Consider the following 24,339-nt stretch of genomic DNA (forward strand, 5'->3'; position numbering starts at 1 on the left):
GCGCTGGTCCGGGCGGGGTCAGGGCTGGTCATGACGTGTCCCCTCAGTACGCCGAGGCGTTGTCGACGTGGAAGTTGTAGAGGCTGCGGGCCGAGCCGAAGCGCCTGAAGCCGGCAGGGTCGGCGTCCATCCCGGCGGAGGTGAGGAGCCCGGTCAGCTCGGCGAGGTGCTCGGCGCGCATCTCCTTCTCCACGCAGTCGGCCCCGAGCGACTTCACGGTCCCCTGCACGTAGATGCGGGTCTCGTACAGGGAGTCCCCGAGGGCGTCCCCGGCGTTCCCGCACACCACCAGTCGGCCGGCCTGGCCCATGAACGCGCTCATGTGCCCGACGTCGCCGCCGACGACGATGTCCACGCCCTTCATCGAGATCCCGCATCGTGCTGCGGCCGATCCCTCGACCACCAGCAACCCGCCGTGCGCGGTCGCGCCGGCCGACTGCGAGGCGTTGCCCCGCACCCGGACGGTGCCGCTCATCATGTTCTCGGCGACGCCCACCCCGGCGTTGCCGCTCACGGTCACCGTCGCGGTCTTGTTCATGCCGGCGCAGTAGTAGCCGACGTGGCCGTCGATCTCGACGGTGAGCGGGGCGTCCAGACCGACGGCGATGCTGTGCCGGCCGTCGGGGTGCTGCACCTGCCAGCGCGGTGAGGCGGCCGCGACGTCGGCGGCGTGCAGCGCGCGGTTGAGGGCCCGGACGTCGGAGGTGGCCAGGTCCACGACGGTCGGCTCCGGGCCGATCGGGACCTCGATCAGGACGTCGCTCAGCGCTGCCATGCGTAGACCTCTTCCGGCTCGGGCTCGAAGATGCGGGCGGACTCCACGCCGGGCAGGCCGGCCAGAGCGCGGTACTCCGACGCCATCGCCACCCACTGCGGGGTCTCGGCGACGACGGCGGGCTTGCAGGCGATCGCGTCGCGGACGACGGCGAAGCTGTCCCGGTTGGCCACCAGCAGCGTGTAGAAGCCGTCGAACCGCTCGCACAGCAGCTTCAGCGACTTCTCCAGGTCGTAGCCGGAGGCGAGCTGGGCAGCCACGAACCGGGCACCGACCTCGGAGTCGTTCTCGCTGTCGAAGGTCATCCCGGCGGCGACCAGCTCGCGGCGGATCGTGGCGTGGTTGGCGAAGGAGCCGTTGTGCACCAGGCACTGGTCCGGCCCGACCGAGAACGGGTGGCTCCCTTGCGGGGTGACCGCGGACTCGGTGGCCATCCGGGTGTGCGCCACACCCTGCCAGCCCTGCGCCGCGGCCAGGCCGACCTCGGCGGCCAGCAGCTGCGGGTGGCCGACGCCCTTGAGCACGGCGAGGTCCTCGCCGAACCCGATGACGACGATGCCCGGCAGCGACGCCCGGACCGCGGTGACGAGGGCGTCGACGTCGGTGGGCGCGGAGACCAGGACGGTCTGCCCGGCGTCCACAACGGCCACGTCGATCCCGAGCAGCTCGGCGGCGACCGTCGCCCGCAGCTCCTCGGCCGGCCGTCCGCCGGGCAGCACGGAGACGGTGGCCCAGCCGGGCGGGGACCAGCGGGGATCCCCGTAGACGGCCATCCCGGCGGAGTCCGGTCCGCGCTCGCAGACCTGGCTGAGCATCCCGGTCAGCAGCTCGCCGAGCCGTGGGTACAGCGAGGGCTCCCGGAGGTGGAGCCCGACGATCCCGCACATGTCAGCGGTGTCCTCTCAGCGGATGGGACGGTCGAGGTCAGAACGCGGTCACGTAGCGGTCGACCTCCCAGGGGGTCACCTGCCCGTGCCACTCGAAGAACTCCTCGCGCTTGAGGTCGGCGAAGTAGCTGCAGACGCCGGGGCCGACCGCGTCCAGCGCGCCGCCGACCACCGGGTCGGCCTCCAGCGCCTCCACCGCGTGCAGCAGCGTGGGGGGCAGGGTCGGCCGGTCGGTCGACGACCCAGGGGCCCCCGGGTCGAGGCCGCGCCGGAGGCCGTCCAGCCCGGCGGCCAGGGCAGCGGCGGCCGCCAGGTAGGGGTTGGCCGACCCGTCGCCGCCGCGCAGCTCGACCCGGTGGTGGTCGGGCACCCGCAGGAAGTGGGTGCGGTCGTTGCCGCCGTAGGTCGCCGTCCGGGGGGACCAGGTGGCGCCGGACCGGGTCGAGGTCGCCCCGGTGCGCTTGTAGGAGTTCACCGTCGGGCCGAGCAGCGCCTGCAGCCCGGCGGCGTGCTCGAGCAGCCCGGCGATGAACGAGTAGGCCGTGGCCGACAGGCCCAGGCCGCGGTCGTCGTCCGGGTCGGGGAAGGTCGGCTCGTCGCCGCGCCATAGGGACAGGTGCATGTGCAGCCCGGTGCCGGTGCGGTCGGTGAACGGCTTGGGCATGAAGGTGGCGACCATGCCGCGCTCCTCGGCCATCACCGAGAGCAGGTAGCGCAGGGTCACGACGCGGTCGGCGGTGGTCAGTGCGTCGGCGTAGGCGAAGTTCTGCTCGAACTGGCCGTTGCCGTCCTCGTGGTCGTTGGCGTAGTTGCCCCAGCCGAGGCTGTTGATCGCCTTGGACACCGACGTGAGGTGGTCGTACATCCGGGTCAGGTCCCGGGCGTCGTAGCAGGGACGGCTGGCGACGTCCTTGGCGTCGGCGACCCGCAGACCACCGTCGGGGCCCCGCTGCACCAGGAAGTACTCGACCTCGGCACCGACCTTCATCGTCAGGCCGAGCTCGGCGGCGCGGGCCAGCTGCTCCTTGAGCAGCACGCGCGGCGCGAAGCGCCACGGCCGGCCCTCGACGTGCGGGTCGCAGTGCACGATCGCCAGCCCCGGCCGCAGGAACGGGACCGGCATGTAGGAGCTGGCGTCGGGGACGGCGACGAGGTCGGGGTCCTTGGGCTCCTGGCCCATCGCGCCGACGGCGTAGCCGGCGAAACCCACCCCCGCCGTCTGCAGCTCCTCGACGGCCTCGATCGGCACCAGCTTGGCGCAGGGCTTGCCGGTGAGGTCGACGAACAGCGCGAGGATGAACTGCGTGCCGTCGGCACGGGCGCGGGTGGCCAGGTCCGGCGCGGCGGCCGCGACCGGCGCCGGGACGTCGGCGGCCGGCGCAGGAGCTGCGTCGGGGCGGGCGGCGGTGAGTGACACGGGGGAGACCTCCAGAGCGGGGTTGTTCACCGAGGTGAACCGCTGTCGCATCTGAGTAGACAGGCCGTCTGTTTCCCCGGCGTTTCGGCGCGGTGCGATTCGTGTTGCCGAGCCCCCCGGACGGACGATGCGTGCCCGCGTCCGGGCCGCGACGACGGCCGTCGTGCCTATGCTGCCCGCGTGGAGTCCACCCCGGCCGCGGGGCCGAACGACGAGCCACCCAGCGGGCATCTCGAGGACGTCATCGCCCTCCGGGTGCGGGAGTTCCGACTGGCCAAGGGCATCTCGCTGGCAGAACTGGCCCGGCTCACCGGGATGAGCAAGGCGATGCTGTCCAAGATCGAGAACGCGCACACCTCGTGCAGCCTGTCCAGCCTGGCCCGGCTCGCCGAGGCTCTGCAGGTGCCGGTCACGGCGCTGTTCCGCGGGGTGGACGCCGAGCGCGAGGCCGTCTACACACCCGCCGGGCACGGTGCGCAGATCGTCCGCCGCGGGAGCAACGTGGGCCACCTGTACCAACTGCTGGGCGCACTGCGCGGCGAGCACAAGAGGCTCGAGCCGCTCCTGGTCACCCTCGACGAGGCCAGCGAGGTCTTCCCCCTCTTCCAGCACGCCGGGACCGAGTTCCTCTACATGCTCGAGGGCGTGATGGTGTACGGCCACGGCGAAGCCCGGTACACCATGCGCGTCGGTGACTCGCTGATCTTCGACGGTGAGGGCCCCCACGGTCCGGCCGAACTGCTCGAGACCCCCGTCCAGTTCCTGACCGTCACCGGTTTCGGCCACGTCGTCTGACGAAGGACCCACCTGCCCCACCGCTCGCACGCTCGCGGCGGGACCCTGCAGATGGGCCGAGGAGGCCGGCCCCACGAGCACGGGCCGGCCCCGGTGGTGCAGCTGTGATCAGTCGGGCCTGGCGGCTCCCTGCGACGCGGACCCGGCGACCAGCCGCTCGGCCGAGGCGATCACAGCCTCCGGCGTGGGCCGCGTGCCGGGGGGGTGCGGCCCGCCCTCGAGGTCGTAGGCCGCCTCCGCGTGCTCGGCCAGGTCGATCCCGCCGACCTCCGCCTCCTTCGACACCCGCAGGCCGATCGTCTTGTGCACGGCCAGGGCGAGCAGCAGGGTGACGACGAACGAGTAGCCCAGCACGGCGAGCACCGCGACCGTCTGCACCCCGAGCAGTTCCAGACCGCCGCCGTAGAGCAGCCCGTCGCGTCCGCTTGGCGCCTCTGCCGAACCGAGCAGCCCCACCAGCAGGGTGCCGATGACGCCGCCCACCAGGTGCACGCCGACGACGTCGAGGGCGTCGTCGTAGCCGAACCGGTACTTCAGCGAGATCGCCAGCGGGCAGATGGCGCCGGCGACCGCGCCGACGGCGAGTGCGCCCATCGGGGTGACCGCCCCGCAGGCGGGGGTGATCGCGACGAGGCCGGCGATCAGGCCGGACATGGCGCCCAGCGTGGTCGGGTGGCCGTCCCGCAACCGCTCGACGAGCAGCCAGGCCAGCAGGCCGGCGCAGGCGGCGTTGAAGGTGTTGAGCATGACCACCGAGGAGGCGTTGCCGGCTGCCAGCGCCGAGCCACCGTTGAAGCCGAGCCAGCCGAAGAAGAGGATGCCCGCACCGAGCACCGTGAACGGCAGGTTGTTCGGCTTGGACTGCCGGGGCCAGCCCGACCGCTTGCCGAGGACCAGGACGAGGGCGAGCCCGGCCACGCCGGCGTTGACGTGCACCGCCGTCCCGCCGGCGAAGTCCACCGCCTTCAGGTCGTTGGCGATCCAGCCGCCCACCGTGCTGCCGTCGGCCGAGTCGAAGGCGAACACCCAGTGCGCGACGGGGAGGTAGACGAACACCGACCACAGGCCGGCGAACAGCAGCCACGGGCCGAAGCGCACCCGGTCGGCGACGGCACCGGCGATGAGGGCCGTCGTGATCGTGATGAAGAGGGCCTGGAAGACCGCGACGAGCGCGGGCGGGAGCGGGGCGTCGGGACTGCCGGCGACCAGCTGGCCGAGGCCGAGGTACTCGGTCACGTTCCCCAGCAGGCCGAGGCCGCCGTAGGAGGTCCCGAACACGGCCGAGTAGCCGAAGACGGTCCAGAGGACGCCGACGACGGCGACGGCACCGAACACCATCATGATCATGTTCAGCATGCCGCGCGAGCCCACCATCCCCCCGTAGAAGAGGGCGAGGCCCGGGATCATGAGCGCAACCGCCATGGTCGCCGCCAGGATGAATGCGGTGCTTGCTGCGTCCACAGAAGGCCTTTCGTCTACTCAACGTGTCCGATGTTGCGTGTCAGTAGACGGACGACATGTTGCATCCGACCACTCCGGCGGATGACGTTCGCGTGACGCGGCGGGCGACCGGCGACCGGCGCCGATCGAGGTGGACACCTACTCGTTACATCGCCGGAACCATCTCGACTGTTTCCTCCAGTTACATGGTGTTCACCGCCAGGAGCCAGCACGGCTCCACCGGCGCAACCCCGAGGAGACCTCCCCATGGACACCAGCACCATCGTCTTCGGCCACGCCAGCGGCACCTACGAGGGCCTCCCGAGCATGGACGTCCCGGGCGTCAACGCCTTCATCGGCGACACCTTCGCCAACCCGAAGGGCTCCGAGCTCTGCTCCGGGTTCTTCGAGCTCCAGGCCGGCGAGCCGCTCGAGTACACCTACACCTACGACGAGATGAAGGTCGTCGTGGAGGGCGAGTTCCACCTCACCGACCTCGACAGCGGCCAGCAGGTCGTGGCCCGGCCGAAGGACGTGCTCTTCTTCCCCAAGGGCTCGCGGATTCGGTTCGAGACCCCCGAGCGGGCGCTGGGCTTCTACACCGGTCAGCGGTCCTTCGCGCCCTGACCCGCATGACCCTCGAGCACACCAGCGTCCCGCACTGGGCAGCGACCCCACCCGCTGTCCCCGCCACCGCCCGCCAGGTCACGGTGCTCGGCATCGGGTCGGCGGCGGGGCCGGTCGTCCGCGGGTGGGAGTTCGCCTGCCGTGAGCTGGGCCTGCGGCCGGCCGTCCTGCTCGCCGGGTCGGCCGAGGAGGCGATGCCCCGGTTGGCCGTGCAGCTCCAGGGCGCGTCGGTCGGCTGGCGGCTGCTCGTGGCGGGCCCGGAGGCCGACGTCCTCCGGGCCCGCTCCCGGGCCCTCGAGGCCGGCGCCGTCCCGGCCGAGGTGCTCACCTTCGTGACCGGGGTGCCGGTCCGCCGGGTGCACTGCGCCCACTGCCGCACCGAGACCGAGACCGGCGCAGCGGTGGGCGGCACCTGCCCCTGCGCCGGCTGCGGCCGGACCCTGCACGTCTACCACCACGTGTCCCGTCGCCTGGGCGCCTACCTCGGCTACATGATCGACGCCGAGGACGCCGCCCCGGCCCACGTCTCGGGAGGCCCCGCATGACGACTCTCTCCCCGTCCGCCCTGGCACCGACGCGAGCACCCGCCGACCGCGGGGCGCTGCGCCTGCGCGTCACCGACCTGCACGAGGCGGCTCCCGGGATCCGCTCGGTCACCTTCGTCGCCGCGGACGGCGGACCGCTCCCGGGCCACCCGGCCGGCAGCCACCTGGTGCTGACCTGCGGCGACCGCCGCAACGCCTACTCCCTCACCGGGCCCGGCGTCGCACCGGAGAGCTACACGATCTCGGTGCTGTTGCTGCCTGCCGGCCAGGGCGGCTCGCAGTTCGTCCACCGGCTCGAGGTGGGGGACGTCGTCGACGCCGATCGGCCGCGCAGTGCCTTCGCCCCCGTGTCGACCGCGCGGCACCACCTGCTCGTCGCCGGCGGGATCGGCATCACGCCGATGCTGTCGCATGCCCGGGAGGCCGTCCGCTGGGGCCGCGGCTTCACCCTGCTGTACGGCCACCGGGCGGGGGCAGCGGCACACCTGCACGAGCTGCGGCAGTTGTGCGGCGACCGCCTCGAGGAGCATCCCGACCGGGAGGTGTTCCTCGCCCGCATCAGCCAGGCACTGGCCACCGCCCGGCTCGGCACGCACCTCTACGTGTGCGGGCCGGCGCCGCTGCTGGACGCCGTCCTGCAGCGTGCCGAGCAGCTCGGCTGGCCTCCGGAGCGGGTGCACACCGAGCGGTTCTCCGCAGCCGACCTCGACCCGGGCGAGCCGTTCGTGGCGTCACTCGTCCGGTCCGGAGGCCAGGTCGTCGTCCCCTCCGGGGTGAGCCTCCTGGCGGCCCTCGAGGGCGAGGGCGTCCGGGTGCCCAACATGTGCCGGCAGGGCGTCTGCGGCGAGTGCCGGGTGCCCGTGCTCGCCGGCCTCCCGCTCCACCGCGACCTCTTCCTCAGCGAGGCGGAGCGGGCCGCCGGCGACAGCGTCATGTGCTGCGTCTCCCGCAGCACCGGTCCGACCCTGGAGCTCGATCTGTGACCACCACCCACCCGCGCACCGGTGCACTGCCCGGGCGTATCGCCTCCTTCCCCTTCCCGTTCCCCACCGACCAGTACCGGTACAGCACCAACGTCGAGCCCGCCGGCGGGCGAACCGCACCGTCGCCGGCAGTTGGGGAGAGCACGTCCTGCACGTGGACGAGTCCTACGAGTCCGACAGCGCCGAGTGCCTCGCCCTGCTGGCGACCGACCCGTCGCGGTGCCAGGAGCTGCCGCACATGCGGCCGGCGTGCTGGGACGCCATGACGTTCGTGATGTCCGAACTGCAGGAGGCCCGGCCCGACGCCTTCAACCTGGAGCGGCTCGACGTAGACACCTGGCGGTGGCGCAACCAGCTGCTGGGCATCGAGCAGGAGTTCGTGTACGGCGACGACCGGACGCTGCCGACCGACCCGCTGCGGTTCATCGCACCCCAGGTGCAGGACGACCTGGTGCTGCTCGACCAGCGCGAGGGATCCCTGTGGGCGGACGCCGGGGTGGTGACCGCGGCCGCCGACTGGTCGATGCGCTTCGACGTGGGCATGAGCTTCCTGGAGATCCACGGACCGGTTCCCCGGGTGCACCCGGCCGGCGTGGTCGACCGGGCGCAGGAGTTCCTGATGCGCCTGCAACCGGGGGAGGCCTACCGCCGCACCAACTGGACGATGACGGTCGGCCGGCGCCTGGACACGGCCACCGAGACCTATCCCGAGTGGGGACCGGACCGGCGGCTGGTGCTCGGCCAGGACATCGGCACCCGGCTCCACCTGCGGGTCGAGGTCCAGCACCTGGTCCGGCTGCCCAGCTCCGGTGCGGTGCTGTTCCTCATCCGCACGTACCTGCTCCCGCTCCAGGACATCGCCCGGGTGCCCGCCTGGAGGGACCGTCTCGCGGCCGTGCTGGCGGAGCTCCCGCAGGACATGGCCGACTACAAGGGCATCGCCCGCTACCGGCACGCTGCGGTGGACTGGCTGCGGAGCGCGGCATGACCGCACTGCTCCCCGCACCGGCACCCGCGGCGGCGGACCGGCAGACCAGCGTCCCGGTGTGGCCGGTGGCAGCCCCGGCGCTGGACGCGACAGGGCGCGCGTTCCTGCTGGTGGCCGTCGGCCCGGCCGCGGAGCCCGTCGTCGCCGACTGGGCGGCTGGAGCAGTCGACCAGGGCCGCCCGGTCCAGCGGATGACCGTCGACGGACGGACCGACGACCGTGCCCTCGCCGACCTCGTCCGGCGGCTGGACCAGCTGGGCGTCGGGGCACGGCTGGCGGTCTGCGGCCCGGAGGCCGACGTCCTCGCCGTCGCCGCGGCGGCCCGGCGGGTCGGCCTCCTCCCCGAGGAGATCGCGACGTTCGCCGTCGACCGAGGCGACCTCAGCGTCTTCTGCGTGCACTGCGAGGTCACCTCGCGCATGGCCGCGGCACCCGGCGCGGAGGTCACCTGCCCGGGTTGCCGGCGGCGCATCGAGGTGCACGAGCACGTCTCCGGTCACCGGGGCAGCTACCTCGCCTCGGCGATCGCCCTCCCGGAGGGCGACGCATGAGCGGCTCCCCGGCGGTCTGCCTGCGGGTGGCCCAGATCGACCAGGTCACCGCCGGCGTCCGGCAGATCGTGCTGCAGGACCCAGACGGGCGCCGGCTGCCCGGGTACGCGCCGGGCAGCCACCTGACCGTCACCGCCGGCGGCAAGCGCAACGCCTACTCGCTGACCGGGTCGGGCATCGCCCCCGACGACTACCGGATCTCCGTCCTGCGCACCCGCGGCGGCGAGGGGTCCGGTTGGCTGCACGACAGCCTCCGGGTGGGCGACCTGCTCCCTGTGGAGGGCCCGCGGTCGGCCTTCCCGTTCGAGCTGGCATCGACGCGTTCACTGCTGGTCGCGGCCGGGATCGGGGTCACCCCGATCCTGTCGCACCTGCGGGCCGCCCGGATCTGGGGCCGGCCGGTCGAGGTGGTGTACGGCTACCGCCCCGGTGCGGCGGCGCACCTGGACGAGGTGCGTGAGCTGGCCGGGCCCGACCTGGTCGAGGCCCCCGGTCGGGCCGCTCTCGCGCAGGCCCTGCTGGAGCGGCTGGCGTGCCAGCCGTGGGGGACGCACGCCTACGCGTGCGGCCCGACCGCCGTCCTGGAGCTGTTCACCGCCACGGCGCGGGACGCCGGCTGGCCGCCGGTCCGGCTGCACGTCGAGCACTTCCAGGCGCCCGAGCTGGCACCCGGCCGGCCGTTCGCGGCGTTGCTGCGCCGCACCGGCGTGCAGCTGGCCGTACCCAGCGGCACCAGCCTGCTCGAGGCGGCCCTGGACGCCGGCGTCGACGTCCCCAACCTGTGCCGTCGAGGCGTCTGCGGCCAGTGCCTGGTGCCGGTCGCCGGGGGCCGGGTCGACCACCGGGACCTGGTCCTCGACGAGACCGAGAGACAGGCCCACACCAGCATGCTGGCCTGCGTGTCGCGGGCCGCCGACGACCACCTGGAGCTCGACCTGTGAGTGACCTCTCCCGCCTGCCGTGGCCCTTCGCCCCCGGCGAGACCACGTTCCGCTACGCGGTCAACGTCGAGCCGGCGCGACGCCGGATCGAGACCCCCGCCGGCCACTGGGGCGAGCACGTCATCGACCTCGGCGACGACTACCTCGAGCAGATGTCGCTGCGCCGTGAGCTGCTGGCCCGCGACCCCGGACGGCGCCAGGTGCTGCCGCACATGGAGCCGGCCTGCTGGGACATGCTCCTGTTCCTGCTCCGCGAGCTGGTCGCGACCCGGCCCGATGCCATGCACCTGTCCGCGGAGGGCCGCGCGTTCCACTGGCGCAACGACCTGTTGGGCATCGAGCAGGCCTTCGTGCTCGGGGACGCCACCACGCTGCCCACCGACCCGCTCACCTGGATCGGCTGCCAGGTGCCCGACGACGTCCTCATGGTCAGCGACCGCGGGGGGCGGTTGTGGTTCGACGCCGCGCTGGTCACCTGGGCCGCAGCGTGGTCGGTGAAGTTCGACGTCGGCATGCACCTGGACGAGATCCACGGACCGGTGCCCCGGCTGAACGAGCAGGGTGTGACCAGCCGGGCCACCCGGTTCATGCGCAGCCTGACCTCCGACGTGGTCTACCGCCGGGTCAACTGGACCTTCTCCGCCCACGGCTCGCCGCGGCGGGACATCAGCCTGGAGACCAAGCCGGACTGGGACGCCGACATCCCGCGGCTCATCCGGGACGGCGACTGGCCCCGGCTGCAGCTGCGGATCGAGCTGGAACACCTCACGCGACTGCCGCTGACCGGCACGCTCACGTTCAACATCCGGACCTACATGGCCCCCCTCGGGGAGATCGCCCTGATCCCGGAGTGGCGCGACCAACTGGCTGCGGTCGTCGCCGAACTGCCCGAGGACATCGCGGGCTACAAGGGCATCGCGCCCTACCGTGACGACGTCGTCGCGTACCTGACCGGGGCAGCCCGCTCGGCCGTCGCCTGAGCCGGCCTGGCCGACCAGCCCGTCCTGTCTGTGTACGAGCGGGTCACGGGATCGGCCGCGGCCTGGCCGGGGACGAGCTGAACCAGGCGCGGACGTCGTGGCTGCGGCGTGGCGAGTCTGGGGACATGGGGCACTGCGCTCGATCGAAGGGGGCCGAGCGCTCTCCCCGGGGGATCGGTGTTGTCTGGCTCTCCCAGTGCGCAGCAGTCCGGCCGAGGAGCTCACGCCCACCGTGCCTGGGCATCCCTCGATCTCCTGTAGGTGTCCACCTGATCCGGTAGCCCGCTCGGGCGGGCTGCAACCAGCCCGCCCGCCGGCCGCCAGGTCAGTTGCGCGACGGCCAGGGCCTGGACGATCACCAGGTCGGCAGGCTGCCGGGGTACAGCAGCGTGACGATCCCACCCCAGAGGTCGGCCGCGGGGACGGCCTCACCGTCGGCCGCATCGACCATCACCACCACGCTCGCCTTCTCCTCCGGCAGGTGGAAGACCATGTCGCTGTAACCGAAGATCGAGCCGTTGTGGCCGACCCAGTTCCCGAGCTGGATCACGCCGAGGCCGTACTGCGCCCGGATGCCGGTGGAGGTGAGCGGCGTCCACTCCTGGCGCAGCCGGGCGGTCCCCGGGGCGAGGCCCGCTCCGGTCGCCAGCTGCTCGGCGTAGCGCATCATGTCCGGCACCGTGGAGATGACCGCACCGGCGGTGAACGGGACCACCGGGTTGCTGAGCGTGACGTCCCGTGGCTCATCCGCTGCAGGGTCCGCGGGCGCCAGCTGACTGTCGGTGTTCATGTACCCGTGGCTGAAGGGCTCCGGCAGGGCCGCGGTCGTGGGATACGACGTCTCCTCGAGGCCGAGGTCATCGATGACCGAGGTGATGGCCTGCTGTGCCGAGCGGCCGGTGACCCGCTCGATGACCAGCCCCAGCAGCACGTACTCCGAGTTGGAGTACACGGTCGCCTGACCGGGTGCGGCGGCCTCGTCGGCGTGCGCGCGGATGATGTCGAGGACGTCGTAGGGGGACCATCCCGGCAGGAGCGGATCCGCCACGTACCGCGCCAGGAAGTGCTCGTCCGCGACGAAGTCGTACACGCCGCCGCGCATGCCCAGCAGGTCGTGGATCGTGATCTCGTCCCCGTGGGGGATGTCGGGGACGTACTCCTCCAGGGTGTCGTCGAGGGACACCTTCCCCTGCTCGGCGAGGCGCAGCACCGCCTGGGCGGTGAAGGTCTTGGTCACGCTGGCGATGCGGTAGTGCATGTCGGGAGTCATCGGGGTCCCCGCGGTGTCGGCGGTCCCGTAGGCCTGCAGGTAGTCCCCCCGGACCGGGTCGGAGATGCCGACCACCGCACCGGTGATGCCGTTGGTCAGCGCGGCCCGGGCCAGCTCGTCGACCTGTGCGGCGAGCTCCGGGTCGAGGGTCGCGGCCGGGGGAGGAGCGGACTCGGCGAGGGCCGCGGGGGTGGTCGTGAAGCCCGTCGTACCGGCCCCGGCGAGCAGGGCGAGTGCGAGGGCGGCGGGGCGCATCCATCGGCGCATGGGGAACAGCTCCTCCCGTGGAGGTGACGGTGTGGTGTCCCCGTGGCCGAGGGGCCCGTCCGTGCTGACCCGGTCTGCCACGGGTGCCGATCAGTCGGCGTAGAGCTCGGCGATCACCGCCTTGGCGAGCTCGACGGCCGGGCCTTCGCCGTTGGGTGCGGGGGCGGTGGAGGCCCAGGTGACGACGGTGATGTCCCGGACCGGGTCGTAGCCCATGAAGGAGTTGGTCCCGGGCAGCTCACCGCTGTGTCCGTACACGGGGCCGAAGCTGGCCAGGCCGAGCCCGTAGCCGGGGCTGGCCGGGTCGTCCGGGTCCAGCGGCTGGACGCTGGCGATCCGCTCCTGTTGCAGCTGCGGGCTGAGCAGGCCCCCGCCGACCAGTTCCTCCACGTAGTCGGCGAGGTCCGGCGCGGTGGAGATCCCGGCGCCCGCGGTCCACCCCCAGGAGGGGTTGGCGTCGGTGACGTCCATCGGCTCCAAGGTGCCGGCGCGGGCTGCGGCCTGGACCTCCGGTGGCAGCACGAGGCTGTCGATGGTCTCCACGTTCGTGCCGAAGGTGTAGGTCCGCGGGTGCGGCTCCGGGATCGAGGCGTCGGTCAGCGCCGGGAAGGAGGTCTCGCCCAGGCCCAGCGGGTCGAAGATCCGCTCCTGGAAGGCCTGCTCCACCGGGACCCCGGTGAGCTGTTCGATGATCACGCCCAGCAGCACGTAGTTGGTGTTGGAGTACAGGAACCCCTCGCCCGGAGGGAAGGCGGGAGGCTCGGCGAGGCCGATCGCGAGCAGTTCCTCCGGGTTCCACACCCGGCCGGGGTTGCTGTCCATCTGCTCGTTCAGTTCCAGGTCGGTGGTGTAGTTGGCCAGCCCGCTGCTCATGTCCAGCAGCTGGGCGATGGTGATGTTCTCCCCGTTGGGCACGTCCGGGCGGTACCACGACACCGGGTCGTCCAGGCCGATCCTGCCCTCGTCGACCAGCTGCAGGATCACCGTGGCGGTCATGGTCTTGGTGTTGCTGCCGATCCGGACGTGGTCGGCGAGCGTGACCGGCTCGGTGCCGTGCCAGGTCCGGGTGCCCATCGTGGTGGCCCAGTCGCCGAGCTCCGGCGACCGCACCAGGACGACGGCGCCGGTGATCGCGAGGTCCGTCATGAGCCGGTCGAGCTCGGGCTGGACCGCCGCGGCGTACGCCGGGACCTCCCACGGCGCCGGACCCTCCCACGGCGCCGCCGCACCACCCGGCCACGCGTTCGCCGGGGTGGGAGCCGCGACCAGCAACGCGACCGCCGTGGTCGCCATCCAGGCGGCCCGTGCACCGGGCGGCCGGCGACGGTACGACCCGCGCGAGCGCTCTGCAGCTGTCATGGTCGACCTTCCGATGGGCAGCCGGTCAGGGGGTGTCCGTGCGTCCGCACCACGTGGCTCACCTGCCGGTTCACCGCCGGTGTCACAGCGCCTGCTGGAACGCCGCGGCGACGGCCGCCACGTCCTCGTTGGCGTCGTGCAGACCGGTGGGCAGGTCGGGGTACGTCGCCCCGCTCATGGACAGGGAGAACACCAGCCGCTCGCCCCGCTCGGTCGTGAGGTAGCCGGCGAGGCTCTGCACCTTGTAGTACATGCGGCCCGTGGTGGGGTCGAGGTCCACGCTGGTTCCCGTCTTGGCCGCGACCTCGCCCGCGGCGGGACCGTCCTGACCCGTGCTCGCCAGCGTCCCGCTCACCCCGAGGACGGGTTGGTCAGCCGCGAACTCCCCGCCCCAGGGTTGCGTCTGCGCCCACCTCATCCAGGCGACCATCTGATCGGGGGTCGTCGAGGCGGGGTCGGCGCCCTGCCCGTCGAACAGCACCACGTCGTCGGTGTCGACGCCGGCCCGGTCGAGCTGGTGGTGCACCGCCTCCAGCCCGTCGAGGCAGTCCCGCGAACCGCCGTGCGCCGCGAGCAGGCACATCAGGGCGTTCGCACCGGTGTTGTAGCTGGTCTCCAGGATCATGCGACCGAAGACCTTCATCGGCGGGGAGGTCAGGGCGGCCACCCGGTCCTCGGCCGGGTAGGAACCCGTGGGCGGCAACCCGGTCTGGTCGTTGGCTCCCTCGGCGGGGGAGGTGACCGTGACCCCGGCGCGACCGAGTGCCTCGATGAACAGGGTCCGCGCCCAGGAGGCCGGGTCAGGGATCCGGTAGATGGTGAGCTGGGAGGCGCCGGCCGCGATGGTGCCGCTGACCGTCACCGATGTGGGATCGTCCGGATCGGCGGTGACCGTGAGCGACGTCGGCGTGCCCGCGTCCGTGGTGGTCACCGTCGACTCCACGGTGACGGCCTGGGTCTGCGGCCGGAGGTCGAGGACGGCGGGCTGACCGATCCCGGCCGATGCCACGGTGATGTCCAGGATGTTGTCGTTGACGTAGATCGACGGTGCAGGCCCCTCCTGGCCGTCGAACGTGTCCCACAGCCGGGTGTCGATGACCACGTCGCCGGCGATCTCGGTGACGCCTGAGGCGGCCACCTGCCGGGCGAGGTCGTCGAGGCCGGCCAACGGGTCGTCCGGGACGAACGCCGCGTTCGGCGCGATGTCGCCGTAGACGTGGTCGATCGTGCTGGCGGTGAACGCGTGGTCCACGCGGCCGCTCATGGCGCCGCGGCCGCCCATCGCGAGGTCTCCCGACGCCACCAGCACCAGGTTCCCGGCGAGAGAGCCACCGGCCGGCTCGGCCGTTGCGTACACCGGCGTGGTGAGGGTGGCGTCGGTGCCCAGCGTCGCGTACGTGGTACCGACAGTGAAGTTCTTCGCGGTCGACGCGGTGAAGACCAGCTCCCCGGCACGGCCGGCCAGGACGACCCGCCCCGTGTCCGCCTCGGCGACGGAGTAGAGCCACCGGGCTGTCTCGAACTCCGGCTTGGACATGATGGCGGCGGCGGCGGCGGGGAGCTCGCCGACCTGCGCCTGGATGCCCGGCCCGGCGCCCGGCGAGGCGGACGACTCGGTCGACGCGGTGAACGCGGTGAGCACGACGGTCGACGCGATCAACGGGACGGCGGCCGCTCCGCGGTTCATGCAGGGGACCCTGGCGACGTCGTGACCGCCGGGCAATGGACCGGGGTGGCCCGCCCACCTGGACCTGGGTACAGGGCCTCGCAGGATCCGTGGGCGGAGCGATGCTGCACCGAGCGCGCGTCGCCGGTGCCATGCTGCACCGATGGCGCATCGCGGAGGTGCGCGATCGGCGCTGGGGCGGGCGCTGATGGTGAGCCTGGCGCTGATCGGCGCGTTCGGTGCCGTCGTCGCCGGTGTCGAGATCGCCCTCTTCGCCGAACAGGACGTCGCGTTGTGGTGGCTGCTCGCCCTGTTCCCGGCCGGGGGGTGCGTCCACCTGGCGGCAGGTCTGGAGGCGTGGCGGCGCCGACCGAGCAACCGGACCGGCCCGATCATGGTCATCGGGGCTCTGTCGTGGTTCGTGGTCGCCCTCGCCAACACGGTGACACCCGTCCTGGTGGCGGTCGGTGTCGTGCTCGCCACCACCCCCCTCGCCGTGGTCGTGTGGTTGCTGCACGCCTTTCCGTCCGGCCGCCTCCGCTCGCGCACCTCCCGGCTGACGGTGGTCGGCGGCTTCGTGGTGTCGCTCGTCCTGGAGGTCCCGGGTTATCTCTTCGACCCGGGTGCCAGCCCGGGCGGCATGCTCTCCGTCGGTCACCGGGCGGATCTCCTCCGCGCCGGCACCTGGCTGCAGCGAGGCGCGGGGATCGTCGTCATGCTCGTGACCGCGGGCGTGCTCATCGACCGGCTGCTCACCGCGAGGCCCAGCCAACGTGGGGTCCTGCTGCCGCTGTACGCCTACGGGATCCTGGCTGTCCTCGCGACGCCGCTCGGTCCCCTCCTGGGGCCGTCCGCCGGTCTCTCGGTCGCCCAGGTGGTCGGGCTCCAGATCGTCCTGCTGGCCGGGGTGCCCGTCGCCTTCGCGGTGGCGATGCTGCGCGGCGGGTTCGCGAGGACGGCCGAGATTCAGGAGCTCAGTGCCTGGCTGGCGTCGTCCGCCGCCACCCCGGAGCCGCTCGCCGATGCCCTCGGGCGCACCCTCGGGGACCCGTCGTTGCAGGTCGTCTACGCGTCGCGGGACGGGCGCGCCCTCGTGGACGGCGACGGCGCCCCGTTCGACACCTCGGCGCTGGGCGAGCACCGCGGCCTGGTCGACATCCAGCTGGGATCGCGACGGATCGGCGCCGTCGTCTACGACGCGACGGTCATCGACGACGCCGAGCTGGTCCGCGGGGCGGGTCAGGTGGCCGCCCTCGCCATCGACCACGACCGGTTGACGGCCGAGCTGCGGGCCAGCCATGCCGACCTGCAGCAGTCGCGCGCCCGCCTGGTCGAGGCAGGCGACCGGGCGCGGCAGCGCATCGCCCAGGACCTGCACGACGGTCTGCAGGTGGAGCTCGTCCTGCTGGCGTTGGAAGCTCAGCAACTGGCTCGCCTCGACGGGGCGGCCGATCTCCCCGACGCGGCGACACGGCTGCGTGTCGGCATCGACGGTGCCGCTCAGCACCTCCGGGGGATCGTGCACGCCCTGATGCCGGCCGCCCTCGTCGAGCGGGGCCTGACCGCGGCGATCGAGGACCTGGTCGACCGCATGCCGCTGCCCACCCGGCTGGCGGTGGCCGAGGTCGACGGGCGTCTGCCGGCGACGGTGGAGAGGACGGCCTACTTCGTCGTCGCAGAGGGGCTGACCAACGCGGTCAAGCACGCCGCGGCCGACACGTTGACCGTGACGCTCGAGCAGGCGCCGGCACGCCTGGTCATCGGCGTGAGCGACGACGGCGTCGGCGGTGCGCGCCAGGAGGGTGGTGCGGGGCTGCACGGCCTCGCCGATCGTGTCGACGCCCTCGGCGGCCGGTTCACCATCGAGAGCCCGGCCGGCGGAGGCACACACCTGGTCGTGGAGCTGCCGTGCGGATCGTGATCGGCGAGGACGAGGCGCTGTTGCGAACCGGGCTCACGCACGTGATGCAGGCGGCCGGCTTCGACGTCGTCGCTTCGGTCGGTGATGCACACGAGCTGGTCCGCAGCGCGGGGGAGCACCTCCCCGACGTCGTCGTCACCGACATCCGGATGCCGCCCGACCACAAGGACGCGGGCCTGCGGGCGGCGTTGGAGATCCGCCGGGAGCATCCCGGGATCGCCGTCGTCGTGCTGTCGCAGCACCTCCAGCGCGCCTACGCCGTCGAACTGTTGGGCGATGGCTCGTCGGGCGTCGGCTACCTCCTCAAGCAGCGGATCGCCGACATCGACACGTTCACGGACGATCTCCGGCGCGTCGCTGCCGGCGGCACCGTCCTCGACCCCGAGGTCGTGAGCCTCATGGTCGCCCGCGCCAGGGGGCACCACGATGCGCTCGATCGGCTGACGCCCCGTCAGCAGCAGGTGCTGGCCCTGATGTCGGAGGGCCGGACCAACGCGGCGATCGCCCGGACCCTGTCGATCACCGAGCGGGCGGTCGTGCAGCACACGTCCCACATCTACGACGAGCTCGACCTGGCGCTCAGCGACGACGACCATCGCCGGGTGCTGGCGGTGATCCGCTACCTCTCGTCGTGAGCCGTCACCCGGCTCCTCCGCGCGACCGTGGTCGACACTCCACCAGCCCTCGGCACCCTCGCCCGCTCCGACGCGCGGCGGCGCCCGGACGACGCGGCGGGGGCCACCTCCTCGCCGTGGGCCAGCTCAGCTGACGGGCAGCGCTGCGAGCCGGGCGGCCAGGTCCGCGTTGCGACGCAGGAAGGGCACCCATCCGTCGGGCGCCCGGGTGCCGGGCACCGACCGGGTGCAGGTCTCCTGCTCCCAGGCACGCAGTCGGCCGTTCCGGATCCGCAGCCGGACCAGGACGTCGTCCCCCCAGGCGGTGACGTCCTCATCGCCTTCCCCGCCAGGCGCGGTGACCCGCTGCGGCGCGACCACCCACTCGACCGCCTCGATCTCCTGCTGGAGCCGGGCCGCGGCCTCGTAGGCCTGCGCCCCGGCCGCGGCGTCGCGCCGGGCGGTCAGCGCCGCCAGCGCGGCGGCGACCGCCGTCGGCTCGCGGTCCAGCACGGACGCCACGGCGCTCGCCAGCTGCGCGACGGGGGTGTCCTGCCCGCCGCGCAGCCGCGCCAGCTCGCGCTCGCCGGCGGTGCGGGTCGGGCCGGCGTGGCCGAGCGGGTACAGCCGTTCCAGTCCGGACACGGCCAGCCGCACCTTGCCGGCCCCGAGGTACGGCCCGAAACAGCGGACACCCGGTGCCGGCCGGTGCGGGGAGGCGAGGCCGAGGCGCGGCGCCTCCGGCGAGGCGTCCAGGCCGATGCTGACGGGCACCTCCAGGCCGCCGACGATCCGGTTCCACGGTGGCAGCGACCGCTCGAGCAGGTTGCGCTCGGCCCAGGCCGCCTCGTGCGCGGAGTCGCAGACCAGCGCCTCGATCCGGGCGACCCGGAGCATCATCCGCCGTAGGTGGCGGCGGTCCCGCAGTTCGCCCCAGTAGGAGCTGACCCGGCGGCGCAGCTCCGCCGCCCGCCCGACGTACAGCACGCGGCCGCTGTCGTCCCGGAAGCGGTACACGCCCGGAGCGGCCGGCAGCACGGCGACGGCGTCCGGTCGGGCGGGCATGCCCCCATCGTGCGCACGGCGTGCGCGCCGGTGGTGGCGCCGCGCCCCACGGCCCCCAGGTGCCCCACCGTCACCACAGGGTCCGGCGCGGAGGGGCGAGGCCGGCAGGGAGCGTCGAGGGGGACGCCCCCTCGCAGGGACGTCCCCCTCGACGTCGTCGTACCGATGGCCTCGATGAGCGCCCCGGCTGGTCCGTCCGGGACGCGCCGGCCGGGACCTCAGGTCATCGGGTGGTCTGCGCCTCGCGACGCGGCAGCACCCAGTCAGGCCGCACGTAGTGGCAGGTGTAGCCGAACGGGATCTTCTGCAGGTAGTCCTGGTGCTCCTCCTCGGCCTCCCAGAACGGGCCGGCCGGCACGACCTCGGTGACGACCGGGCCGGGCCACAGGCCCGAGGCGTCGACGTCGGCGATGGTGTCGAGCGCGACGCGCTGCTGCTCCTCGCTCGTGTAGAAGATCGCCGAGCGGTAGCTCCGGCCCACGTCGTTGCCCTGCCGGTCCTTCGTCGACGGGTCGTGGATCTGGAAGAAGAACTCCAGCAGCTCCCGGAACGAGATCACCTCGGGGTCGAAGACGATCTCGACCGCCTCGGCGTGGTCACCGTGGTCCCGGTACGTGGCGTCAGGTGTGTCGCCGCCGGAGTACCCGACCCGGCTGGAGAGCACCCCCGGGCGCTTGCGCAGCAGCTCCTGGGCCCCCCAGAAGCAACCGCCGGCGAGGATCGCGGTCTCAGTGGTCACGTGTGCCTCCCTCTGTGTGTCCAGCACGACGGGTGAACACCGCGACCCGTCCCGGTGTTTCCTCCTCGCCTGGCGACGTCAGCGCGGGCCCGCTGCGCGCCCGCCCACTCCGGAGCGCCTCCGCGCAGCGGACGAGGTCGCGGTGCAGTCGGCGCTGGTCATCGGCGGAGAGCCCGTCGAGCATGCGGTGCTCGACCTCTGCGACAGCCCGGCTGGCCCGGCGGAGCAGCGCGCGCCCGTCCGCGGTGAGCTCGGTCGGCAGCGCGCGCCCCTGCGGCGCGGCGGCCGGCCGGGTGAGCAGGCCGCGGGCCGCCAGCCCCTGCAGCACACCCTGCATCGACTGCCGGGTGACGAAGGTGCGCCGGGCGAGCTCAGCGGCGGAGAGCCCGGGGTGCTGGCCGAGGACCTCCAGCGAGGAGTACTGCGGGACCGACAGCTCCAGCGGCCGGAGCGCGTCGTCCATGGCCCCGCGCAGCGCGGCGGACGCCTCCTTCATGGCGTAGCCGATCGACGCGGCCAGGTTCCCCACGTGCTGCATGTCAGGATGCTGACATGTGGTCACAATGTCAGGAACCTGACACGACCCGTCGGAGGAACGCATGACCGTGACTGGACCGGAGTCCATCGCCGTGCAGGTGCGGGACGTCGAGGCCGCCGCCACCTGCTACGAGGAACGGCTCGGCCTGCGCCGCGCCCGGACGGCACCGCCCGGTGCAGTCGTGTTCGCCACCGAGCCGATCGCCTTCGCCGTCCGGACGCCGCTGGCCACCCCCGGCGTGCCGGTGCTCGCCGCGCCATCCGACAGCCCGTTCGGGCGCACCTCCACCTTCGCCGACCCGGACGGCTACGCCATCACCGTCCACGACCAGCACTGAGGGGCCGGCCAGATGCCGCGCCACAGCGTCTCGCTCCCGCTCCAGGGGCCGTGGTCGCTGGCCACCAGCAGGCAGTTCTGGGAGGGCTTCGCCCCCGCCGCCCTTCCCGGAGCCGCCGCGGACGACCGGCTCCGCACGGTGTTCCGCGTCGAGGGCGACTGGACCCGCGCCGAGGTCAGCGTCGCCCAGGCCGGGGACACCGCGTCCCTGGAGCTCGACGGCGACGGGGACCTCGACGCCGCAGCGGCACAGGTGGCGCGCTTCCTGTCCCTGGACGTGGACGCCCGGGGATGGCCGTCGGTCGGTACCCGGGACCCGGTGATCGGGCAGGCCCAGGAGGCGCTGATCGGACTCCGGCCGTGCGGCTTCCACTCGCCGTACGAGGCCGCTGCCTGGGCGGTGCTCTCGCAGCGAGTGCGGATCGTCCAGGCCGCCCGCCTGCGTGGCGACCTCATCGACCGGTACGGGGACGACGGCGCCTTCCCCGCGCCGGCGGTGCTCCGGACGCTCGACCTCGACCTGCCCGGCCGCAAGGCCGAGTACCTGCGGGCCGTCGCCGAGGCCGCCCTGGACGGCGTCCTGGACGGCACCCGGTTGCGCTCGGTCGAGCCGTCCGACGCCGTCGTCGCCGTGCAGCAGGTCCGGGGCATCGGGCCGTTCGCCGCCGAGCTGGTCGTCCTCCGCGGGGCCAACGCGCCCGATGGACTGCCCGGCCACGAACGCCGGTTCGACGCCGAGATCGTCGAGCAGTACGGGCCTGGTGCCACCCGGAGCGAGGTGTCCGAGCAGTGGCGCCCCTACCGCACCTGGGCGGTGGTGCACCTGCGCGCGCTGCGGGAGCGGCGGACGCAGGAGATCGGCGGCTCGCGACGGGAGCAGTGAGTTCCTCGAGCGCCCCGGGCGAGGGTGGGCGTCTCGCTGTCCCCGGGAACCGGGTCGGGTCGGCCGTGTTGTGCGTCTCGGGTCCCGGCGGAATGCTCCTGCGTGGGAGAGGTTCCCCCTGGCGGCAGGACACGGACCTGCTGGACGCCGAACACCCGACCCGATGAACCCGGAGCCCACCGTGCGTACGCGCCTGCCCCTGACCGTTGCCCTCGCCACCGCCCTGCTGCTGACGTCCTGCGGCGGGGACTCCGACTCCGCGGGAGGCGGCAGCGCGAGCGGCTCGGACGACGTGCTGCGGGTAGCGACCGAGGGCACCTACGCGCCCTTCTCCTTCCACGACCCGAGCAGCAACGAGCTGACCGGCTACGACGTCGAGGTGGCCGAGGCCGTCGGTACGGAGCTCGGTAGGGAGGTCGAGTTCAGCGAGACGCAGTTCGACTCGATCTTCGCCGGCCTAGAGGCCGACCGGTACGACGTCATCGCCAACCAGGTCACGATCAATCCCGAGCGCGAGGCGAAGTACCTGTTCTCCGCGCCGTACACCGTCTCGACCGGCGTGGTCGTGACGCGCGCGGACGACAACAGCATCACCTCGCTGGCGGACGTGAAGGGCAAGCGCAGCGCGCAGTCGACCACCAGCTCGTTCGCCGAGGTCGCCACCCAGGCCGGGGCGCAGGTCGAGGCCGTCGAGGGCTTCACCCAGGCCATCACGCTGCTCAAGCAGAAGCGCGTCGACGTCACCATCAACGACAGCCTGGCCTTCCTGGAGTACCAGAAGACCACCGGCGACCAGGACGTGAAGATCGCCGCCGAGATCGACCAGCCCAGCGAGCAGGCCCTGGTCTTCCGCAAGGACAGCGCCGACCTGCAGACCCAGGTCGACGAGGCCATCGAGACGCTGCGCGCCGACGGCACCCTGGCCCGCATCTCCGAGAAGTACTTCGGCGAGGACGTCAGCGGCACGTGAGCGCGATCGACTGGGACCTGGTCCGCAGCAGCCTGGGCCCCCTGCTCGACGGGCTGCTCCGCGGGACGCTGCCGCTGACCGCGGTGAGCTTCGTGCTGGGGCTGGCCCTCGCGCTGGTGCTCGCGCTGATGCGGCTGTCGGGGCGGCGGCTGGTGTCGGCGGTGGCCCGGGCCTACGTCTCGATCATCCGGGGCACGCCGCTGCTGCTGCAGCTGTTCATCGTCTTCTTCGGGCTGCCCTCGCTCGGGATCACCCTCGACCCGTGGCCGAGCGCGATCATCGCCTTGTCGCTCAACGTCGGGGGCTACGCCTCCGAGGCGGTGCGGGGGGCGATCCTCGCGGTGCCGCGCGGGCAGTTCGAGGCGGCGATGACCGTCGGGATGGGCCGGACCACGACCCTGCGCCGGGTGGTGCTGCCCCAGGCCGCGCGGATCGCCGTGCCGCCGCTGAGCAACACGCTCATCTCGCTGGTCAAGGACACCTCGCTCGTCTCGACCATCCTGGTCACCGAGCTGCTGCGCAAGGCCCAGGAGATCGCGTCGCCGACCTTCGAGTTCTTCACGCTCTACGGCGTCGCCGCCGTCTACTACTGGGTGGTGTGCCTCGTGCTGTCCTTCGGTCAGACCCGGCTGGAGACCCGGCTGTCGCGGCACGTGGCCGCATGACCGCGCCGCTGCTCGAGGCCCGCGGGCTCGTCAAGTCCTTCGGCGCCAACCGCGTGCTGCGTGGCGTCGACGTGGCGGTGCCCTCGGGGTCGGTCACCTGTCTCATCGGGCCGTCCGGCTCGGGCAAGACGACGGTGCTGCGCAGCCTCAACGGGCTGGAGACGCCGGAGGTCGGGACGGTGCGGATCGGCGACGTCGAGCTCGACTGGGCGACCGGGCCCGACGCCCGCGCGGTGTCCCGGCTGCGCGGCCAGAGCGGCATGGTCTTCCAGGCGCACAACCTCTTCCCGCACCTCTCCGTGCTGGACAACGTGACGGCCGGGCCGGTCTTCGCGCAGGGCCGGCCGCGCGCGGAGGCGCAGGAGGAGGCCCGGGCACTGCTGGCCCGCGTGGGTCTGGCCGACAAGGCGGACGACTACCCGGTGCAGCTGTCCGGTGGGCAGCAGCAGCGCGTCGGCATCGCCCGCGCACTGGCCACCCGGCCGCAGGTGGTGCTGTTCGACGAGCCGACCAGTGCCCTCGACCCCGAGCTGGTGGGCGAGGTGCTCCGGGTGATGCAGTCGCTGGCCGCCGAGGGTTGGACGATGGTCGTGGTGACCCATGAGATGCGGTTCGCCCGGCAGGTGGCCGACCAGGTGCTCTTCCTCGACGGCGGCGTGGTGGTGGAGCAGGGCCCGCCGGCGGAGGTGCTCGTCGAGCCGCGCGAGCCCCGCACCCGGCAGTTCCTGCAGCGCCTGCTCGAGCCCCTGTAGCCGGCCCGGATGACGCCCGCGTCCGCTTCGCCGAGCAGTTCCCCCGCCGTTCCGGGTGGCGGCCGCGAGCGCCTGCCACGGCTCGAGCGCGGCCTCCACCAGGCACTCCACCTCCCAGGCGAGCTGGTTGGCGCGCGTGGAACCGCCACCGAAGTCGGTGCCGGCGGCGATGAGGACCCCGGCTCGGCTCGCCAGCCGCACGCTCTCGTGCGCCCGCTCGCGCCGCTCGGCGATCTGCTGCTCGCGCTCCCGGCCGGCGAACCGGGGGAGCGTGGTCGTCCGCGAGATGGAGTGGGCAGCGACCCGGGCGCCCCGCTCGCCGGCAGCCGCCACGGTGCGGCGCACCTCACCGGCCGTGAACGGTG

25 protein-coding genes are annotated in these 24,339 nt (G+C 73.0%); 15 read left to right on the plus strand and 10 right to left on the minus strand.

What is annotated here, in order from left to right; all coding sequences use genetic code 11:
- Nucleotides 1-43: 43 nt before the first annotated feature.
- The 3 genes from FHL80_RS16895 to glnT are packed head-to-tail and all read right to left on the minus strand — an operon-like array spanning nt 44 to nt 3,130.
- Nucleotides 44-775: a GltB/FmdC/FwdC-like GXGXG domain-containing protein gene (locus FHL80_RS16895; protein WP_138734543.1), complete on the minus strand. Its 732-nt coding sequence runs from the start codon at nt 773-775 to the stop codon at nt 44-46.
- Nucleotides 763-1,662: a class II glutamine amidotransferase domain-containing protein gene (locus tag FHL80_RS16900; protein WP_138734544.1), complete on the minus strand. Its 900-nt coding sequence runs from the start codon at nt 1,660-1,662 to the stop codon at nt 763-765. Before FHL80_RS16900 ends, FHL80_RS16895 begins: the two co-directional genes overlap by 13 nt.
- A gap of 37 nt (nt 1,663-1,699) precedes the next feature.
- Nucleotides 1,700-3,130, minus strand: coding sequence for a type III glutamate--ammonia ligase (glnT, locus tag FHL80_RS16905; protein ID WP_138734545.1), 1,431 nt, complete (start codon nt 3,128-3,130; stop codon nt 1,700-1,702).
- Nucleotides 3,131-3,259: 129 nt separating this feature from the next.
- Between glnT and FHL80_RS16910 the strand changes: the two genes are divergently transcribed.
- Entirely contained in the window at nt 3,260-3,874 is a 615-nt protein-coding gene (locus FHL80_RS16910) for a helix-turn-helix domain-containing protein (RefSeq protein WP_246078741.1), read from the plus strand.
- Nucleotides 3,875-3,982: 108 nt separating this feature from the next.
- Here the strand turns inward: FHL80_RS16910 and FHL80_RS16915 are convergent, their stop codons facing one another.
- Nucleotides 3,983-5,335 (minus strand): ammonium transporter, encoded by a 1,353-nt coding sequence (locus FHL80_RS16915; protein ID WP_281283495.1) that lies wholly within the window; start codon nt 5,333-5,335, stop codon nt 3,983-3,985.
- A 246-nt stretch (nt 5,336-5,581) separates the two neighbouring features.
- Between FHL80_RS16915 and FHL80_RS16920 the strand changes: the two genes are divergently transcribed.
- From FHL80_RS16920 to FHL80_RS16950, 7 genes are all read left to right on the plus strand, one after another.
- Nucleotides 5,582-5,941, plus strand: coding sequence for a cupin domain-containing protein (locus tag FHL80_RS16920; RefSeq protein WP_138734547.1), 360 nt, complete (start codon nt 5,582-5,584; stop codon nt 5,939-5,941).
- Nucleotides 5,942-5,946: 5 nt separating this feature from the next.
- Entirely contained in the window at nt 5,947-6,486 is a 540-nt protein-coding gene (locus FHL80_RS16925) for a dimethylamine monooxygenase subunit DmmA family protein (protein WP_138734548.1), read from the plus strand.
- Nucleotides 6,483-7,469: a PDR/VanB family oxidoreductase gene (locus FHL80_RS16930; RefSeq protein WP_138734549.1), complete on the plus strand. Its 987-nt coding sequence runs from the start codon at nt 6,483-6,485 to the stop codon at nt 7,467-7,469. Before FHL80_RS16925 ends, FHL80_RS16930 begins: the two co-directional genes overlap by 4 nt.
- 148 nt (nt 7,470-7,617) lie before the next feature.
- Complete coding sequence (locus tag FHL80_RS16935; protein ID WP_281283496.1) at nt 7,618-8,457, plus strand: heme-dependent oxidative N-demethylase family protein; 840 nt, start codon at nt 7,618-7,620, stop codon at nt 8,455-8,457.
- Nucleotides 8,454-9,008, plus strand: coding sequence for a dimethylamine monooxygenase subunit DmmA family protein (locus FHL80_RS16940; protein WP_138734550.1), 555 nt, complete (start codon nt 8,454-8,456; stop codon nt 9,006-9,008). Before FHL80_RS16935 ends, FHL80_RS16940 begins: the two co-directional genes overlap by 4 nt.
- The gene (locus FHL80_RS16945) at nt 9,005-9,949 is read left to right on the plus strand and encodes a PDR/VanB family oxidoreductase (protein WP_138734551.1); all 945 of its coding nucleotides are present in this window, start codon (nt 9,005-9,007) and stop codon (nt 9,947-9,949) included. Before FHL80_RS16940 ends, FHL80_RS16945 begins: the two co-directional genes overlap by 4 nt.
- Nucleotides 9,946-10,929: a heme-dependent oxidative N-demethylase family protein gene (locus tag FHL80_RS16950; protein WP_138734552.1), complete on the plus strand. Its 984-nt coding sequence runs from the start codon at nt 9,946-9,948 to the stop codon at nt 10,927-10,929. The genes FHL80_RS16945 and FHL80_RS16950 overlap by 4 nt, the downstream gene beginning before the upstream one ends.
- 355 nt (nt 10,930-11,284) lie before the next feature.
- Here the strand turns inward: FHL80_RS16950 and FHL80_RS16955 are convergent, their stop codons facing one another.
- The 3 genes from FHL80_RS16955 to dacB all read right to left on the minus strand — a co-directional run bounded on the left by FHL80_RS16955 (nt 11,285) and on the right by dacB (nt 15,512).
- On the minus strand, nt 11,285-12,466 hold the full coding sequence (locus FHL80_RS16955; RefSeq protein WP_138734553.1) for a serine hydrolase domain-containing protein: 1,182 nt from the start codon (nt 12,464-12,466) through the stop codon (nt 11,285-11,287).
- Nucleotides 12,467-12,556: 90 nt separating this feature from the next.
- On the minus strand, nt 12,557-13,759 hold the full coding sequence (locus FHL80_RS16960; protein WP_246078742.1) for a serine hydrolase domain-containing protein: 1,203 nt from the start codon (nt 13,757-13,759) through the stop codon (nt 12,557-12,559).
- A gap of 148 nt (nt 13,760-13,907) precedes the next feature.
- Nucleotides 13,908-15,512 (minus strand): D-alanyl-D-alanine carboxypeptidase/D-alanyl-D-alanine endopeptidase, encoded by a 1,605-nt coding sequence (dacB, locus tag FHL80_RS16965; protein ID WP_138734555.1) that lies wholly within the window; start codon nt 15,510-15,512, stop codon nt 13,908-13,910.
- 142 nt (nt 15,513-15,654) lie between these two features.
- Here dacB and FHL80_RS16970 point away from each other — a divergent pair, with 142 nt between their 5' ends.
- Together FHL80_RS16970 and FHL80_RS16975 are read left to right on the plus strand one after the other, a co-directional pair.
- Nucleotides 15,655-17,412, plus strand: a complete 1,758-nt coding sequence (locus tag FHL80_RS16970; RefSeq protein ID WP_246078743.1) for a sensor histidine kinase — start codon at nt 15,655-15,657, stop codon at nt 17,410-17,412.
- Nucleotides 17,400-18,047, plus strand: coding sequence for a response regulator transcription factor (locus FHL80_RS16975; RefSeq protein WP_138734556.1), 648 nt, complete (start codon nt 17,400-17,402; stop codon nt 18,045-18,047). The genes FHL80_RS16970 and FHL80_RS16975 overlap by 13 nt, the downstream gene beginning before the upstream one ends.
- 126 nt (nt 18,048-18,173) lie before the next feature.
- Here the strand turns inward: FHL80_RS16975 and FHL80_RS16980 are convergent, their stop codons facing one another.
- The 3 genes from FHL80_RS16980 to FHL80_RS16990 form a co-directional block, all read right to left on the minus strand.
- Nucleotides 18,174-19,091 (minus strand): hypothetical protein, encoded by a 918-nt coding sequence (locus FHL80_RS16980; RefSeq protein WP_138734557.1) that lies wholly within the window; start codon nt 19,089-19,091, stop codon nt 18,174-18,176.
- Nucleotides 19,092-19,314: 223 nt separating this feature from the next.
- Nucleotides 19,315-19,830 (minus strand): peptide-methionine (S)-S-oxide reductase MsrA, encoded by a 516-nt coding sequence (gene msrA / locus FHL80_RS16985; protein WP_138734558.1) that lies wholly within the window; start codon nt 19,828-19,830, stop codon nt 19,315-19,317.
- On the minus strand, nt 19,820-20,368 hold the full coding sequence (locus tag FHL80_RS16990; RefSeq protein WP_138734559.1) for a MarR family winged helix-turn-helix transcriptional regulator: 549 nt from the start codon (nt 20,366-20,368) through the stop codon (nt 19,820-19,822). Before FHL80_RS16990 ends, msrA begins: the two co-directional genes overlap by 11 nt.
- A gap of 61 nt (nt 20,369-20,429) precedes the next feature.
- On the opposite strand from FHL80_RS16990, the gene FHL80_RS16995 reads away from it, so the two are divergent.
- The 5 genes from FHL80_RS16995 to FHL80_RS17015 all read left to right on the plus strand — a co-directional run bounded on the left by FHL80_RS16995 (nt 20,430) and on the right by FHL80_RS17015 (nt 23,974).
- Nucleotides 20,430-20,705 (plus strand): VOC family protein, encoded by a 276-nt coding sequence (locus FHL80_RS16995; RefSeq protein WP_138734560.1) that lies wholly within the window; start codon nt 20,430-20,432, stop codon nt 20,703-20,705.
- Nucleotides 20,706-20,717: 12 nt separating this feature from the next.
- On the plus strand, nt 20,718-21,587 hold the full coding sequence (locus FHL80_RS17000) for a DNA-3-methyladenine glycosylase family protein (RefSeq protein WP_138734561.1): 870 nt from the start codon (nt 20,718-20,720) through the stop codon (nt 21,585-21,587).
- Nucleotides 21,588-21,768: 181 nt separating this feature from the next.
- On the plus strand, nt 21,769-22,557 hold the full coding sequence (locus FHL80_RS17005; protein ID WP_246078744.1) for an amino acid ABC transporter substrate-binding protein: 789 nt from the start codon (nt 21,769-21,771) through the stop codon (nt 22,555-22,557).
- On the plus strand, nt 22,554-23,222 hold the full coding sequence (locus FHL80_RS17010) for an amino acid ABC transporter permease (RefSeq protein ID WP_138734563.1): 669 nt from the start codon (nt 22,554-22,556) through the stop codon (nt 23,220-23,222). Before FHL80_RS17005 ends, FHL80_RS17010 begins: the two co-directional genes overlap by 4 nt.
- On the plus strand, nt 23,219-23,974 hold the full coding sequence (locus FHL80_RS17015) for an amino acid ABC transporter ATP-binding protein (RefSeq protein WP_138734564.1): 756 nt from the start codon (nt 23,219-23,221) through the stop codon (nt 23,972-23,974). The genes FHL80_RS17010 and FHL80_RS17015 overlap by 4 nt, the downstream gene beginning before the upstream one ends.
- Nucleotides 23,975-24,339 lie beyond the last annotated feature (365 nt).

Origin of the sequence: Modestobacter excelsi (genome assembly GCF_005930495.1) — a bacterium.
Classification (GTDB): domain Bacteria; phylum Actinomycetota; class Actinomycetes; order Mycobacteriales; family Geodermatophilaceae; genus Modestobacter; species Modestobacter excelsi.